18 protein-coding genes are annotated in these 15,546 nt (G+C 61.1%); 6 read left to right on the plus strand and 12 right to left on the minus strand.

What is annotated here, in order from left to right; translation table 11 throughout:
• Positions 1 to 296: 296 nt before the first annotated feature.
• From A477_RS23875 to A477_RS0115610, 3 genes are read left to right on the plus strand one after another with little or no spacing between them, the layout of a single operon-like run.
• Positions 297 to 428, plus strand: coding sequence for a hypothetical protein (locus A477_RS23875; RefSeq protein WP_017199879.1), 132 nt, complete (start codon positions 297 to 299; stop codon positions 426 to 428).
• Positions 425 to 1,450, plus strand: coding sequence for an agmatine deiminase family protein (locus tag A477_RS0115605; protein WP_017199880.1), 1,026 nt, complete (start codon positions 425 to 427; stop codon positions 1,448 to 1,450). The genes A477_RS23875 and A477_RS0115605 overlap by 4 nt, the downstream gene beginning before the upstream one ends.
• A gap of 12 nt (positions 1,451 to 1,462) precedes the next feature.
• Positions 1,463 to 3,001: an APC family permease gene (locus tag A477_RS0115610; protein WP_017199881.1), complete on the plus strand. Its 1,539-nt coding sequence runs from the start codon at positions 1,463 to 1,465 to the stop codon at positions 2,999 to 3,001.
• Positions 3,002 to 3,127: 126 nt separating this feature from the next.
• Here A477_RS0115610 and A477_RS0115615 read toward each other — a convergent pair whose 3' ends face one another.
• The 11 genes from A477_RS0115615 to A477_RS0115665 form a co-directional block, all read right to left on the minus strand.
• Positions 3,128 to 3,673, minus strand: a complete 546-nt coding sequence (locus A477_RS0115615; protein WP_026005676.1) for an AMIN-like domain-containing (lipo)protein — start codon at positions 3,671 to 3,673, stop codon at positions 3,128 to 3,130.
• Between the two features lie 215 nt (positions 3,674 to 3,888).
• Entirely contained in the window at positions 3,889 to 4,191 is a 303-nt protein-coding gene (locus tag A477_RS0115620; RefSeq protein ID WP_017199882.1) for a DUF4193 domain-containing protein, read from the minus strand.
• Between the two features lie 126 nt (positions 4,192 to 4,317).
• Positions 4,318 to 4,533 (minus strand): hypothetical protein, encoded by a 216-nt coding sequence (locus A477_RS0115625; RefSeq protein WP_017199883.1) that lies wholly within the window; start codon positions 4,531 to 4,533, stop codon positions 4,318 to 4,320.
• A 77-nt stretch (positions 4,534 to 4,610) separates the two neighbouring features.
• Positions 4,611 to 5,831 (minus strand): L-2-hydroxyglutarate dehydrogenase, encoded by a 1,221-nt coding sequence (lhgD, locus tag A477_RS0115630; protein WP_017199884.1) that lies wholly within the window; start codon positions 5,829 to 5,831, stop codon positions 4,611 to 4,613.
• 127 nt (positions 5,832 to 5,958) lie between these two features.
• Positions 5,959 to 6,456 (minus strand): DUF805 domain-containing protein, encoded by a 498-nt coding sequence (locus tag A477_RS0115635; RefSeq protein WP_017199885.1) that lies wholly within the window; start codon positions 6,454 to 6,456, stop codon positions 5,959 to 5,961.
• A 181-nt stretch (positions 6,457 to 6,637) separates the two neighbouring features.
• A complete protein-coding gene (gene menE / locus A477_RS0115640) occupies positions 6,638 to 8,188 on the minus strand; it encodes an o-succinylbenzoate--CoA ligase (RefSeq protein ID WP_017199886.1) in 1,551 nt (516 codons plus the stop codon).
• 12 nt (positions 8,189 to 8,200) lie between these two features.
• A complete protein-coding gene (locus A477_RS0115645) occupies positions 8,201 to 9,526 on the minus strand; it encodes an MFS transporter (protein WP_017199887.1) in 1,326 nt (441 codons plus the stop codon).
• A 55-nt stretch (positions 9,527 to 9,581) separates the two neighbouring features.
• Positions 9,582 to 10,037, minus strand: a complete 456-nt coding sequence (locus A477_RS0115650; protein ID WP_017199888.1) for a MaoC family dehydratase — start codon at positions 10,035 to 10,037, stop codon at positions 9,582 to 9,584.
• A gap of 33 nt (positions 10,038 to 10,070) precedes the next feature.
• A complete protein-coding gene (locus tag A477_RS0115655; RefSeq protein WP_026005677.1) occupies positions 10,071 to 11,288 on the minus strand; it encodes an acyl-CoA dehydrogenase family protein in 1,218 nt (405 codons plus the stop codon).
• A gap of 1 nt (position 11,289) precedes the next feature.
• Complete coding sequence (locus A477_RS0115660; RefSeq protein ID WP_017199890.1) at positions 11,290 to 12,180, minus strand: 4-hydroxyphenyl-beta-ketoacyl-CoA hydrolase; 891 nt, start codon at positions 12,178 to 12,180, stop codon at positions 11,290 to 11,292.
• 2 nt (positions 12,181 to 12,182) lie between these two features.
• Positions 12,183 to 13,151: an SDR family NAD(P)-dependent oxidoreductase gene (locus tag A477_RS0115665; RefSeq protein WP_026005678.1), complete on the minus strand. Its 969-nt coding sequence runs from the start codon at positions 13,149 to 13,151 to the stop codon at positions 12,183 to 12,185.
• Positions 13,152 to 13,290: 139 nt separating this feature from the next.
• Here A477_RS0115665 and A477_RS0115670 point away from each other — a divergent pair, with 139 nt between their 5' ends.
• From A477_RS0115670 to A477_RS0115680, 3 genes are all read left to right on the plus strand, one after another.
• Positions 13,291 to 13,749, plus strand: a complete 459-nt coding sequence (locus A477_RS0115670; RefSeq protein WP_017199892.1) for a MarR family winged helix-turn-helix transcriptional regulator — start codon at positions 13,291 to 13,293, stop codon at positions 13,747 to 13,749.
• 105 nt (positions 13,750 to 13,854) lie between these two features.
• A complete protein-coding gene (locus tag A477_RS0115675; RefSeq protein WP_017199893.1) occupies positions 13,855 to 14,073 on the plus strand; it encodes a hypothetical protein in 219 nt (72 codons plus the stop codon).
• Between the two features lie 55 nt (positions 14,074 to 14,128).
• Positions 14,129 to 14,860 carry a DUF72 domain-containing protein gene (locus A477_RS0115680; RefSeq protein WP_017199894.1) on the plus strand — a complete coding sequence of 244 codons (732 nt, stop codon included), beginning with the start codon at positions 14,129 to 14,131 and terminating at the stop codon, positions 14,858 to 14,860.
• A 5-nt stretch (positions 14,861 to 14,865) separates the two neighbouring features.
• Here the strand turns inward: A477_RS0115680 and A477_RS0115685 are convergent, their stop codons facing one another.
• Positions 14,866 to 15,327, minus strand: a complete 462-nt coding sequence (locus tag A477_RS0115685) for a GatB/YqeY domain-containing protein (RefSeq protein WP_017199895.1) — start codon at positions 15,325 to 15,327, stop codon at positions 14,866 to 14,868.
• Between the last annotated feature and the right edge of the window lie 219 nt (positions 15,328 to 15,546).

Consider the following 15,546-nt stretch of genomic DNA (forward strand, 5'->3'; position numbering starts at 1 on the left):
ATTTGCTCCATACCCCCACTCTTCCAGCGAGCATGAAGCACCATAAGGCGGCAATCCTCCTATGTGGAAAACCAGCCAACCCCGAACCCGACACAGAACCCCACCCCTGGCCGTACTACTCACCACTGCGCGGGTCCCGCAGCCAACATATACGGACCAACCACCCCCACCCCGAGGAGCGCACGCCGGTCACACAAGAGAGGCCATCACTCGCGTCTTGCGCTGAAGGGTGACTCCCGTCATACTAAATGAACGCTATTCATTTAGTGACAGTCGTCTCACGGAGTAAAGCCCCCATGATTGAAATCAGACACCTGGAAGCCCCGACTTCCATCGCCACCCGCCCGGCCCCGCATGTCCGCCCGGCCGGACTGGTCTATCCCAACGCCAAGCCAACCGCAAAACAAACCCAGGCAGCTACCGCGTGAGCGCCTGGCGCATGCCGTCGGAAACGGCTCCGCAGGACCGCGTCTGGATGGCATTCCCCACCGGCGGGTACACCCTGGGTGACACCGAGGAAGAGGCTCACGCGGCACGTACCACTTGGGCGGCGGTGGCTAACGCCATCATTGAATTCGAGCCCGTCACCATGGTGGTATCGCCGAACGACGTCGACACGGCCGCGCGCTATCTGGACCCACGCGTTGAGCTGGTTACCGCTGAACTCAACGATGCCTGGATGCGGGACATCGGACCGTCATTCGTGCTGGATTCCAACAAGCAACTGGGCGCCGTGGACTGGATCTTCAACGGTTGGGGCGGCCAGGACTGGGCGGAGTGGGACAAGGACTCACTCATTGCCGAGGACATCAGCGGCCGCGCCAACGCCCAGCACCTTCCTTCGGGGATCGTCAACGAGGGCGGTGGCATCCAGGTTGATGGCGAAGGCACCGTCCTGGTCACTGAGACTGTGCAGCTCGATCAGGGTCGCAATCCCGGCCTGACCAAAGCAGACATCGAGCAGGAACTTGCCCGCACCGTCGGCGCCACCCACGTGGTGTGGCTTCCTCGCGGCCTCACTCGTGACTCCGAAAAGTTCGGCACCCGCGGCCATGTGGACATCGTGGCCGCGATTCCTGGCCCTGGCACCCTTCTGGTCCATTCCCAGCAGAACCCCGAGCACCCCGATTACATCGTCTCCCGCGAGATCATCGACTTCCTGCGCACCACCCATGACGCAGCAGGCCGGGACTGGAACATCATCGAAGTCCCCGCCCCGGAAACCCTTAGCGACGACGAGGGGTTTGTGGACTACAGCTACATCAACCACCTCGTGGTCAACGGCGGTGTTATCGCCTGCACTTTCAACGACCCCATGGACGAGAAAGCACTCCGCATTCTCGCCGACGCCTACCCCGGACGCCACGTAGTCGGTGTTGACGCGCGCGAACTCTTCGCACGGGGCGGCGGTATTCACTGCATTACCCAGCAGCAGCCTTCGGCCATCTAGAAAGGGCCTCACATGAGCCAGACAATCCGCCGCAGCGGCAATGAAGCTGCAGAGTCGCACGACATTAGCGGCAAGGGACTGAAGACGGGGCAGTTGGGGCTCCTCGCCGTCGTCGTTCTTGGCATTTCAACCATCGCCCCGGCGTACACGCTGACCGGTGCGCTGGGTCCAACCGTCAATGAAGTCGGGCTCCAGTTGCCCGTTATTTTCCTGATCGGGTTCATCCCGATGATCCTTGTATCGCTGGCCTACCGCGAGCTCAACGCAGACTCCCCGGACAGCGGCACCACCTTCACGTGGGTCACCAAGGCCTTCGGTCCGTGGGTGGGGTGGATGGGTGGCTGGGGCTTGCTCGCAGCCAACATCATTGTCCTGTCCAACTTGGCCGGCGTCGCCGTGGACTTCTTCTACCTGTTCCTGGCACAGGCCACGGGCTCACCCGAGCTCGCCGACCTCGCCTCAAACAAGCTGCTCAACGTTGCCACATGCTTCGTTTTCGTGGCGCTTGCCGTGTGGGTCAGCTACCGCGGACTGCACACCACCAAGATCGTCCAGTACGGCCTGGTGGGATTCCAGTTGCTGGTACTCGGAATGTTCGTCGCCATGGCGTTCGCCAACTGGTCCACGTCCGAAACCGCTGTTCCGTTCAGCTGGGACTGGTTCGACGTCACCAAGATCGAAACCTTTGGCCAGATCGCTGCTGGCATCTCGTTGTCGATCTTTGTCTATTGGGGCTGGGACGTCTGCCTCACGGTGAACGAAGAAACCGCCAACGGCAAGAAAACCGCGGGTCTCGCCGGAACCCTGACGGCCGTGATCGTCTTGGGCATCTACCTCCTGATCACTGTCGCCACGTTGATGTTCGCAGGAGTCGGAGACACCGGAATCGGCCTGAACAACGAAGAAAACCACGCCAACGTCTTCACTGCACTCGCGTCACCGGTCATGGGCCCCTTCGCGATCCTCATGTCCCTCGCAGTACTCTCCAGCTCTGCGGCATCACTGCAGTCCACGTTCACCTCGCCTTCGCGTAGCCTGTTGGCAATGGCCCATTACGGCGCCCTGCCGGAGCGCTTCAGCCACATGAGCAAGAAGTTCTCGACGCCGGGCTTCGCCACCATTGCGGCCGGCGTCCTGTCCGCGGGCTTCTACGCGGTGATGCACGTGATCAGTGAGAACGTCCTGAACGACACCATCCTGGCCTTGGGCCTGATGATCTGCTTCTACTACGGACTGACTGCCATCGCCTGCGTCTGGTACTTCCGTAACAGCGTGTTCGCCAGTGCCAGGAACTTCTTCCTGCGGCTCGTATGCCCGCTGATCGGTGGAGTAGGCCTGTTCGTGGTGTTCCTGCAGACAGCCGTGGACAGCTGGGCTCCGGAGTTCGGCAGCGGCTCGGAGATCTTCGGCGTGGGGCTCGTGTTCGTCCTGGGCATCGGGATCCTGGCCCTGGGCGCCGTGGTCATGCTGATCATGTCCCGCGTTCGGCCCGGGTTCTTCCGCGGCGAGACCATTCGGAAGGATACGCCGGCCTTGGTAGTTCCGGAATAGAGCACCGGGTAAACGCCGAAAACGCTTGAAAGCTGCCAGTTCGCCGGAATAGTCCGGGCGAACTGGCAGCTTTCGTGGGTTTTGGCGGATTTCCCGCGATCTGGGCGCTTCCCGCGAACTGGCGCTCTACCAGCGGTGGGCCACATCCACCACCAGGCGCGAACCGCCGTCGGGCCCATCCAAAATGAAGACCCGGAACGGAAGGCGGGCCCGGACGCCCAACCCAATGCTGGTGGTGCCCTCAAAGCTGCCCGCGTAAACCACCTGCCGGAACGTCTGGTAGCCGGAGACGTTGGAGAGTTCCGCTTTGGCTGCCGGCTCGTAGGTCGGCTGGCTGTACTGGTTGTACGACGGCGCCGTCACCATCACCTGAAGATCCGCATCCCCCAGCACAGGGATGGGGTAGCCAGTGGCATCCTGAGTCACCACCGGAACGTACTGAACCACGTAACCGGCAGCCTTTCCGGTCATATCAATCACCAAGCGGTCATAGCAGGGCTGTTGACCCGTGCGAACGTTGGTGACATGTGCGGAGCTCCAGTCGAGATCGGCCTTGGCCATGGAACCCCACGAAATACCGCAGTATGTTGCTGCCGAGGCTGGCCCCGGCGCCACCAGACCGAGCCCGGCAGCTGCCAGGACCGCTGCCAAACCCGCTCCAAATTTCCTCATTTTTGTGCCCCCTTCAGGCGAAGTTGATACTTCAACTGTAGGAGTGCATCGGGGGCTTTGGGTCGGTTGTGGCCGCTTCGGAGCGCAACCGTTAAATGGGCGTCAGTGTGGTCACAAGAGGGTCATACAAGGGCAGTTTTGCGGGTGTTTTGTAGTTGCTCAAGGGCCCTTGGAGCACGTGTTCGTAACCCAAGATAACGAGACCCAGGCGTTACTTAGCCTTCGCAGTCCTTGCAGTACTTAAGACCGTTCTTTTCCAGCGCGATCTGGGACCTGTGCCGGACCAGGAAGCAGGAGCCACACGTGAATTCGTCAGACTGCTCCGGGACCACAATGACGGTCAGTTCTTCACCGGAAAGGTCGGCGCCAGGAAGGTCAATTCCTTCGGCCGTATCGTTTTCCTCGACGTCAATGACCGCAGTCTGTGCAGTGTTCCCACGTGATGCTTGAAGGGCCTCAAGCGATTCAGCGGGAGACTCTTCTTCTGTCTTGCGCGGGGCATCGTAATCAGTAGCCATTGAGGGTTCGCTTTCGTTGCTGCAGAGTGCCTATCCCGGCACCTCAGTGAAGCAGTTTAGGGCATGTTACACGCGATTAACGAATGGTGTGCCCAACGCGACATTCTGCAGCATTCCAAGCGGCTTCTAGGACCCTGTGCCCGTTCTCGCGGCGTGCGCTTGGATGGCCTGCGCACTGGCCACAGTGACTCCACTGAGGGCCGGGAGCCACGCCAAGTCACGCATGTACCCATGCCCAGCAGCGTCCTCTTCCACTGTGCAATCCAGGACGTAGGCTGCCTCGATCCAGGCTGCAATGGTGGTACCGACTGAGATGGCAAGCGAGGCCAGTGATCCGATCATGCGGCAACGCTAGCCACCTTGGGTTTGGAGGCAGTTTCCGGTTGGTCACGAGCTTGTTAACTGTCAGGCAATACGGTTTATCTGTCCTGCAAAGCCTGCTCCACGATGTACTCCGCTATCGCCATGGACGAAGTAGCCCCGGGGGACGGTGCGTTGCGCACCAAAACTGTGTCCCGTCGTCGTGCAATCACAAAGTCGTCCACCAGGGAACCGTCACCATTCATGGCCTGCGCGCGGACGCCGCGGGTGCCGGGAAGAACGGTGGCACCCTCCAGTGAAGGAACAAAGCGCATGGCCTCGCGAATGAACTTTTTCCTGCTCACGACGGTCTGGAATTCACGAACAGCTGAGGGCACATTTTGCCGGGCGAAGTTCCAGAATCCCGGAAAGAGCGTGTAATTGAGGACGTCGCGGACATTCACCTCGTTCCACGCATAGGACTCGCGGCCAAAGGAGATAAACGCATTCGGGCCGAGCATCATTTCGCCGTCGATGCGTTTGGTGAGGTGCACTCCCAGGAACGGATGTTTGGGGTCGGGCACCGGATAAATGAGCCCGCGCACTTGATCCCGCGCTTCCTCACCCAAGAGGAAATACTGGCCGTAGAACGGTACGATCCGTGGCGTTGCCGCCTCGCCGGTCGCCTTGGCCACGCGGTCCGACTGGAGACCCGCACAGGCCACAACAAGGTCGTAGTGTTCGCCGCCCTCTTCGGTGGCGACCACCACTCCACTGCCCTGCTGCTCGAGCCCTGTCACCTCCTGCCCCAGGCGGATAGTCCCGCCCGAGCTACGGACGTCCTCAGCGAGCGCATTGGTGATGGCCGTGTAATCAACGATCGCCGTCTCCGGCGAATGCAATGCAGAAAGCCCGACGGCGTTCGGCTCCACCTCGCGTATCTGATCACCCCGCAGCATCCGTGCACCCGGGACGCCGTTGGCTACGGCTCGGGCGAAGATGTGGTCCAAGCGGGTTGATTCCTCGGGACTTTGGGCGATGACCAACTTGCCGCAAGCCTCATAAGGCAGGTCCTTCATGGCGCAGAATTCCTGCAGCAGTTCCACTCCCCTGCGGCATAGTTTTGCTTTCAGCCCGCCTGGTTCGTAGTAAAGGCCTGCATGGACCACACCCGAGTTATGTCCGGTTTGGTGTGCGGCGAGCCGGTCTTCCTTTTCGTAGACGGTGACCTGGACGTCGTCGAGCTTGTTGGCAAGTTCCCTCGCCACCGCAACACCGATGATGCCGCCACCCACCACGGCGCAACGCTTGGTGGTCCTCATCTGTGGAGGGTTGGACATGGCACTCCTCGTCATTGGGGTCGGTCCGTGTCAGTCACAGCATTTCACAACCCGTGGCGCGGGCATGGTGATGGCACGCAAAAGGGGCAGCACGCGAAGTGCCACCCCTTCTTTGATGCGTGAACGACTAGGCAGCCGTGGGCTTGTCGAAACGCTGACCGGCCGGGTTGGACGGCAGGAGCGCGAGCACGAATACTGCAAGGGCGCCAAGGAACGGCACCAGGACAAGCAGGGCCAGCCACCCGGTGAAGTTGCCATCATGCAGGCGGCGGACCAGCAGCGCGATGGACGGGACGAGCGTTGCCAGGCCCCAGATGCCGAGGATCACATAGAACGCAACGGCTCCGCCACCGAGAGTGACAGTTCCGGAATCGCTAACGGTTGCTCCTGCTGAACCGACGACTGTAGCGAGGGTGTTGAGAATGGTGGTTACGATGACGGACACCAAGGTCCACCACCAGTATTCGCTACGGCTCGCACGGCCGGAGAAGTCGGCGTACTTCTTGAAGAAACGCTTTACCGCGGCGCCAATCGGGGCGCCGTAGTACGGAGCCCACAGCGGCGGTTCGCCGGTCTGTGCACCGTACTGTTCGGTCTGTTGCGGTTGTTGCGGGTAAGTGCTCATTTGTTGTATCCCCCGGGTTAGGTGTGAGTTGTGACGAAGTGTCTTACTCAGAGTGAGTCGTGCTTATCGTAATGCCCTGACGGCGAATTAGGCAGTTCGATGGAGGAAATTAACCCGGATTTAGCTTGGTAACGGAATATTTCGTCCCGGGACCGTCAACGCGGGCGGCTCCGGCATGTCCTCACCGGGCGTATTGCTTTCGAAGGTCCATCTTCCGGATTTTCCCGCTGGCGGTTCGCGGCATCTCCTCAACGAACACCACTGACTTGGGGATCTTGTACCGCGCCAGCCGCCCCTCAAGATGCGAGCGCAGTTGTTCCCCGGTCAGGGATTCGCCTTCACGCAAAGTGACGATCGCCCGCGGCACTTCTCCCCATTTCTCATCATCAACTCCGATCACGGCTACGCTCGCCACAGCGGGCAGCTCCGCAATGGCAGCCTCCACCTCCGCCGGGTAGATGTTCTCCCCACCGGAAATGATCATGTCCTTGATGCGGTCCGAGACGAACAGGTAACCTTCGGCGTCCTGGTAGCCCATGTCGCCGGAGCGGAACCACGACGCATCGGAGTAGCTTTCGGCGGTGGCCTCCGGCCGGTTCCAGTACTCCTTGATCACGTTGGGGCCGGAGATCTGGATCTCTCCCACCTCACCGAGGCCGGCAACGCCGCCCAGGGGATCGGCAATCCGGACGTCCGTAAAGAAGTGCGGCAGCCCGGCAGAGCCAGCCTTCTCCTTGGACGCCGAGACCGGCAACATGGTGGCCCCGGGCGCGGTTTCAGTCATGCCGTAGCAGCTGGTAAACCGGATGCCGCGCTGCTCGTACGCGTCCAACACCCTCTGCGGAACCGCGGAACCGCCGCAGGTGAGCTTGTCCAAGGACGTGAGGTCCGCCGTCGACCATCCGGGATGGTCGCAAAGCATCTGGAACGTGGTTGGGACGCCGTTGAGCGTGGTGACCTTGTGCTGCCCTACCAGTTCCAGTACGCGGCCGGCGTCGAATTTGGATTCAAGCACCACCGTTGCGCCCTTGAGCAGCACCGGAAGCAGGCCCATATCCAGCGACGCTACGTGGAACAGCGGCGAAATCATGAGCGCCACATCGTTGCGGTTCAGGTCCATGTCCACCACCGTGTTGATGCAGTTCCAGGTGATGTTTCCGTGCGTGAGGAGCGCCCCCTTGGGCTTGCCGGTGGTACCTGAGGTGTAGAGGATCATGGCGGCGTCCTCCAGCGTTACGGCTTCATCCAGCGGTGTCACAGACTCAGCCTCAAGCACCTCGCCATAGTGCTCGACGCCGGATGGCAGCTTGAGGGCGGACGCCTCAGTGACGTCGTCGGGCGCCACCACGAGACGATGGGTTACCTCTGTGTCGAGGCAGGATGCGGCGGCTACGACCTCCAACGCAGCTGAACTGACCACGAGCCGAGCGCCTGAGTCCTGCAGTTGAAACTGCAGCTCAGGGGCCGCCAAACGAGTGTTGAGCGGAACGAAGATGGCGCCGAGCAGCCCGCAGGCGAAGAACGCCTCCACAAAGGACGGGTGATTCTCGCCGAGGTAGGCCACCCTGTCCCCCTTGGCCACTCCCCTGTCCTTAAGGGCGTTGGCCAAGCGGTCGGTCCTGTCTGCGAGGTCCGCGTAGCTCAAAGTCTGTTCACCGGAAATGACTGCCGTTTTGGTCCCGGACTTGATCCGGCGCCGGTGCAGCCAGGATCCAACTCCGTTGTTGTTCATGGTGCGGTACTCCTAACTGACCGTAGAGAGGTCGTTGTTCTTAGACTCCCGCGTCAGCAGGATGAAGACAATCGATACCAGCGACATGACGGACAGGAACACCACCACAGGGACGATGCTCTGGCCGGCGTCCTTGTAGAGTCCGGCAACGATTCCCGGGGTGAAACCAGCACCGATCAGGGTTGCCAACTGGTAACCAACGGCAGCACCGGTATAGCGGTTAGTGGTGCCGAACTGCTCGGACACGAACGCTGCGAGCGGTCCGTAAAGGGAAGAATGCAGGATCAGCGCCACCGTGAAGGCCAGGAAGACCAAGGCGACGCTCCCGGAGCTCAGCATCCCGAACATAGGGAACAGGTAAAGGATGAACAATGCCAGGCCTGTGACCATGACGGGACGGCGTCCGAAGCGATCAGAGAGCCTGCCACCCAGGAGGACGAACAGGATGGAGATGGCCGAGGCGCCTGCAAATGCATAGAGCACGCCCTGCTGAGGTGCGCCCTTTGATACTGCATAGGTCACTGAGAACGTAGGCAGCACTACCTGCAGGCCGAATCCGGCGGCACCGGCAAACATGATCATGATGAGCGCCTTGGGACGCTTCAGCACTTCCAGCAGCGGGATCTTGCGCTTGGTGCCTTGGGCGCTTTCCTTGGCGACAGCTTCGGCGAAGATCGGGCTCTCGGAAACCCGCAGCCTCACGAACATCCCCACGATCAAAAGCACGAAGGACAACAGGAACGGCACACGCCAACCCCAAGCCAGGAACGCGTCCTGAGGAAGGGCCGAGAAGATTCCCATCACTACGGTGCCGAGGACTGCGCCCGTCGGGGCACCGGCGTTCACGAAGGACGCAGCGAACCCACGCCGTTTGGGATCCGAATGCTCCAAAGCCATGAGCGCGGCTCCACCCCACTCACCGCCGACGGCGATTCCCTGGCAGACGCGCAGGACCACCAGGATCACGGCACCCCAAGGACCGATGACATTGGCTCCAGGAATCAGGCCAATCAACGTGGAGGCAATACCCATCATCGCCATGGAGATGATCAGCATGCCCTTGCGGCCGATTCTGTCGCCGAAGTGCCCGAAGATGATGCCACCCAAAGGGCGGGCAACATAACCGGCAGCGAACGTGGCATATGCGGCCACGACCCCCACCCACTCATCAGTACCGGCGAAAAACACCTTGGGGAAGGCAACCGCTGCTGCCGTCGCATATAGCAGGAAGTCGTAGAACTCGATGGTGCTGCCCAGATAGCTGGACATGATGACCGTGCGCGCCTCTTTGCGCTTTGCGGCCGTGCTCGACGGTGCGAGCGCAGTGTGTCCTGTCATGGCTGTTCCTTGGGAGAAGAGGGAGGGGATTGATTTTTACTTGTAGAAACGGTTCCTACTTGTAGAAACGGGCGAGGAACTCGGCGACGACGGCTGGCCGTTCCTGGCCTTCAATTTCGATGGTGGCGTTGACCTTGATCTGGGCGCCGCCTTTGACTTCGGTAACCTCGGCGATGGCGCCCTGCATACGGACTTTGGAGCCGACCTTGACAGGGGATGTGAAGCGGACTTTGTCCAGGCCGTAGTTGACCTTGGTAGTCACGCCGTCCACGTCGAAGAGCTCTCCCCAGAACGGGATGATGAGGGACAGGGTGAGGAAGCCATGTGCGATCGGAGCGCCGAACGGACCGTCCTTGGCGCGTTCAGGATCGGTGTGGATCCACTGCTGGTCGTCCGTCGCATCGGCGAACAGGTTAATCTGCTGCTGGGTGATTTCGCGGTAGTCGGTGGTGCCAAGGTCCTTGCCGGACATGGTGAGCAGGGTGTCGAAATCGACGACGAGATTGGGCATCGTTGCCTCCTGTTTGTTGTTGTTTGAAGAGATTTAGTTGGTGAACGCGCTCTCGCCTGTTAGGGCGCGGCCGATGATGAGGGCGTTGACCTCGTGGGTGCCTTCATAGGAATAGACGGCTTCCGCATCGGCATGGAAACGCGCGACGTCGGCGGCGAGAGTGATGCCGTTACCGCCTACCACTTCGCGGGCCAGCGCGACCGTTTCGCGCATCATCAGACTGGTCTGCATTTTGGCCAGGGCCGAATCTTGGTCCCTATAGATCCCCTGGCCCTGCTGTTCGGTGAGCCGAACCACCAGGGAGAGTGACGCGGTAATGTTTCCAAGCATCCGTGCCAGCTTTTCCTGGACGAGTTGGAAGGAACCCAGCGAGCGGCCGAACTGCTGGCGTTCTTTGACGTACGCCAATGCAGCCTCGAACGCGCCGGCCTGGATGCCGGTGGCGATCCACGCAACGTCCGAGCGCATCGCGCGCAGCATCACGGCGACGTCCTTGAACGAATTCACGTTATGCAGGCGCCTGGCCTCGGGAACCCGGACTGTGTTGAGGGTGATGTGGGCATTCTGCATCATCCGCAGCGAGGTCTTCCCCTCGATTTTCTCCAGGCTGACACCGGCAGCAGTTCGGTCCACGAGGAACGCCTTGACCTGTCCGTCGGCGACGTCGCGGGCGAACACACACAACACGTCCGCTGTGGAAGCACCTCCAATCCACCGCTTCGCACCATCCAAAACCCAAGTTCCGCCGTCGGATTCTTTGTCAAAGCGAGCGGTGGTAGACAGTCCGCCGGCGATGTCCGAACCGTGCTCCGGTTCAGTCAACGAGAAGACTCCCTTGAGCGAGAAGTCGACGACTTTGGGCATCCACTCCCTCTGCTGTTCCTCGGAGGCCCCCACCCCGATCGCTGTCCGGAACAGCCCTGCCTGCGCTGTGTACCACGTGGCCAACGACGCGTCCGTACGGGCAAGTTCAAAGACCCGGAAGCCGTGGTAAATCCCCCTTGCGGGTGCCTCGACGGTAAGGTCGGCCGGTTCCATCAGTTCAAGGTCGATCAAAGGTTGCGCAAGTTGTTCCGGGAACTCGCCAAGCTCCCAGTACTCGGCCAGCAAGGGCTTCGCCTGGGTGTCAAGGAAGGTCCGGAGCTGGCCCAATACTTGACGTTCGCCGGCGGTCAGGAGCGCTTCGGCGTCGTACCAGTCGGCTACGGAGTACAGCCGCTGATCCGTAACTGGTGCTGTCGTCGTCCCCATTTCAACCACCCAGCCCGAGCAGCCGGACAGCGTTGTCCTTGAGAATCTTGGGCCGCACTTCATCCTTCAGTGGCAGGTCAGCGAACGCGCCGAGCCACTTCTGCGGCGTGATCAGCGGGAAGTCCGTGCCGAACAGCACCTTGTCCTGCAGCACCGAATTGGATAGACGAACCAGCGATTCCGGGAAGTACTTCGGTGACCATCCGGACAGGTCAATGAACACGTTGGACTTGTGTGTCGCGATGGAGTTCGCCTCGTCCTGCCACGGCACTGAAGGGTGGGCCATGATGATCTGCAACTCCGGGAAGTCAGCGGCCACGGCATCCAACAACAGGGGGTTCGAGTACGCAAGTTTGATCCCGTACCCGCCCGGAAGGCCCGCACCCATACCGTTCTGGCCCGTATGGAAAATACACGGCAACCCCAGCTCTTGGAGGGTTTCCCAGAGCGGATAGAACGTCTCGTTGGAGGGGTCGAAGCCCTGCAGCGACGGGTGGAACTTGAACCCACGGGCCCCCAGTTCGACAGCCTGGTGCTTGGCGCCGGCGATCGCGTCCTCCCCCGTCCGCGGGTCCACGCTCCCGAAGGGAATCAGTACATCGTTATTCCGCGCCGCCCCGGCAATCAGTTCCGGGATGCTGTTCGGTTCATGCTTGAGCTGCGTACGTGCATCGACAGTGAACACGACGGCGGCCATGTTCAGTTCGCGATACACCTCGGCGATCCTGTCCAACGACGGCGTCCGGTCCTCGGCTTTGAAGTACTTCGCCGAGGCCTCCGTCAGGGCATCAGGGAGCGAGCCGTGGCCGCAGCTGTCCACCTCGAGGTGGACGTGCATGTCGATCGCATCCACCGCGGAAGCACTGATGCCCAGTTCGTAGCGCCCGGCCATGACTATCGTGCCTGTACCGGTTCAGGCCTAGCCGCTTCAGATGTAGCGGGCTCGGGCTGCAATTCGGCGGGCAATGGCAGGAATTCCTCACCGAAGCTCTGCAATGCCTGCGGGCCAAACAGCGAGTCGGCGTTTTCCTCCAGTGCCTCGTAGCTCCAGCCGCCTTCACGGTATTCGGTGCTCGCCGCCGTCGGGTGCGTCCAAACCTGCAGCCGGTCACCCCCGGCACCGATGGCCTGGCCGGTGATCCCGGCAGCCGCATCCGAGGCAAGGAACGCAATCAGCCCGGCGACGTCGTCGGCCGTGCCAAAACCGAGGTCATGACGGAAGAAGGACGGCATTGCCTCACCCCGTTCCTCCGCCTCAACAGCTTTCTGGAAGTACGGAACGGTCTTGGTCATGGCCGTAGCGGCCACCGGGATCACGGAGTTGACTGTCACGCCAGCCTTTTTCATCTCAAGGGCCCAGGTCCGAACCATGCCCACAATCCCGGCTTTTGCTGCGGCGTAGTTTGTCTGCCCGAAATTGCCGCGCTGGCCGGTCGGCGAGCCGATGGTGATGATCCGGCCGGCGACGTTGTTTTCCTTGAAGTAGGCGAATGCCTCACGCACGCACGTGAATGTGCCCTTCAAGTGCACATTGATGACCAGGTCAAAATCCTCATCGGTCATCTTCAGCAGGCTCTTGTCCCGCAGGATCCCGGCGTTGGTCACCAGAATGTCCAAGCGGCCAAACGCGGCAACAGCGCCGGCCACCAAAGCCTTAGCAGCATCAGTCGAACCCACCGGAACCACCACGGCGGCGGCCCGGCCGCCGTCGGCCTCGATCTGCGCAACAGCCTCTTCAGCGGTCTCAGCGTTCACGTCGTTGATCACGACGGCGGCACCCTGGCGGGCGAGCTCCCTCGCGTAAGCGAGTCCAAGACCCTGTCCACTTCCAGTAACGATTGCAACTTTGCCGGTCAAGCTCATGGCGTGCTCCTTCGCATGCAGTAACCGGCTGGAGCCGGTGAGGCCGATCCCCCTACGGCGTGAGATCCTTGTCATGATCAATGAGAATACGGATCATTGAAAAAGTCAACGATTGTTTTTCATTACTATTGGAGTTGTCATGGGCCCGCAAAGCATCGAAGTGGAAACCCCGCGCCTGGCCGCAGCAAAAATCGGCAGCGATGTGGGCCTGTTGCTGGCCAAACTGCATGCCACAGGTTCACTCCTGAACAACAAAGCACTGGCCGATTACGGACTCAGGGAGCGTTCTTTTTCAGTGCTGACACTCGCTTGCAGCGGCTTGGAACCCACGCAGCGTGAGCTCGCCGATTTCCTCAGCCTGGATCCCAGCCAGGTGGTCAGCCTCGTAGATGACCTCGAACACCGCGGGCTGGTTAAACGAGCCCAAGGCAAGCAGGACCGACGAGCCAAGATCATCGTCTCCACAGCCGAGGGTCGGCGGATCCACAACAAGGCACGGGCGGCATTGGAAGTATGCGAGCAAACCCAACTCGCAGCGCTCAGTGAGGATGAGAACGCGCAGCTAAGGGCACTCCTAAAAAAGGCGCTGTGGGGCTAGGACCCACAGGGGTTGCCGTTCGATGGACATCTGCACAGCAGCCCCCGGCTACCGTATGCACCTGTCCATATCGGCAACGAGGCTCTTCTGTCAGGATCGGAGACTATGAACTTCCCTCTCTTCCACGATCCCCTGCAGGGCACCGTCACCGTTGACGCACCTGTTCGCGATCCTCAAATCCACCGCCAAACCCGTGCCACCAACCGGCCACCTCGACAGGCAACACATGGATCCAAGCCTGCGCGAAGCTCACGGCAGCGTGAGGTAGCCAAAGTCGCCGAAGACCTCCAGGCCTTGATGGCGAGGACCACTGGGCGGCACTAGTCTTGTGAGCCCCGGCCAGCCACCTTTCCTGTGATAACCCGCTACCATCCACTCCATGGGCATCCACATCGGCACCTCGGGCTGGAGCTACGACCATTGGGAGAACGTGCTGTATCCCCCGGGCCTTCCCGCAGCCAAGCGCCTGGGCCTTTACACTGCGCGATTCACCACAGTGGAGCTAAATGCGAGTTTCTACCGATGGCCTCGCGATACGTCCTTCGCGAGTTGGAGGGAGCGGCTCCCCGCCGGCTTTGCCATGTCGGTGAAAGCGCCACGGGGCCTCACGCACGGCAAGAGGCTCTACAGTCCAGAAGTTTGGGTGGAAAGGATCGTCCGCTGCTGGCACGAACTCGGCGATAAAAGGGCTGTGCTCCTGGCGCAGCTCCCACCTGATTTTGAACGCGACGACGCCCGACTCGACTACTTCCTGGGCAGGGTTCCGCAGTGGATTCGCGTCGCCGTCGAGTTCCGCCATGACAGCTGGGACCACCCGGACGTGTACTCGCTGCTGGAACGCCGAGGTGCCGCCTACTGCATCATGAGTGGCGCCCACCTGCCGTGCATCCTCCGCGCCACTGCACCATTCGTGTACGTTCGACTGCACGGCCCGGACCATGAGCACCTCTACGGCGGCTCCTACTCCGATGACGATCTCCGATGGTGGGCGGACCGGATTCGGGAGTGGGACTTGTCCGGCAAGGATGTCTATGTCTACTTCAACAACGACGGCGGTGGTAACGCCGTGCGGAATGCTGACACTCTGCGGTGGCTGCTTGGGGTTGGTTGAGCTCGCTACGCCAGCCGTCCGCGCACGATTTCGCTGACGGTCTTGCCGTCAAAACGCCCTGCAACCTTGGCGGTGACGGGCTTCATGACGGCCCCAATGGAACGCATGGAAAGCTCCTGGCCCTCGGCCTTCAGCGCCTGGACGGCTTCGTCGACGATTGCTTCCACTTCTTCCCGGGTCAGGGGCTTTGGCAGGTACGCCTCGATGATTTCAGCCTCGGCGATTTCGGCGGCTGCTCGGTCGGTTTCGCCGGCCTCCGTGTAGATGCGGGCTGTGTCCCGACGCTTGGCGGCTTCCTTCTGGAGCAGTGATGTCACCTGGGCGTCGTCCAACTCGACCGGCGTCTTCCCGGACTTCTCGCGGGTAGTAATCTCGCCCAGCACGTTGCGGACAGTGGTAAGGGCGGTCTTGTTGCCTGCCTTCATGTGGTCAACGACGTCGGCTTTCAAGCGCTCTTTGAGTGTCATGATATTGCTCCTTGTTCGGGGTTCCTCCTGCCATCTTCCCAGCTTGGGCGCTCAAACAGGTCTCGCGCCGCACGAACCGCCAGTCCCGACGGTATCCAAGCAGGCGGTAGTGCCGAGCTCATGGCTGCAGCCAAATTCATGCTTGCGATCTGAATAATAAGCATGCTTAGCTTATCGAGTCGCTGGAATCAGGTTTACCCGCGAAACCAGCTGACCCGT

Source organism: Arthrobacter sp. M2012083 (assembly GCF_000281065.1).
In the GTDB taxonomy this organism is placed as follows: Bacteria; Actinomycetota; Actinomycetes; order Actinomycetales; family Micrococcaceae; genus Arthrobacter.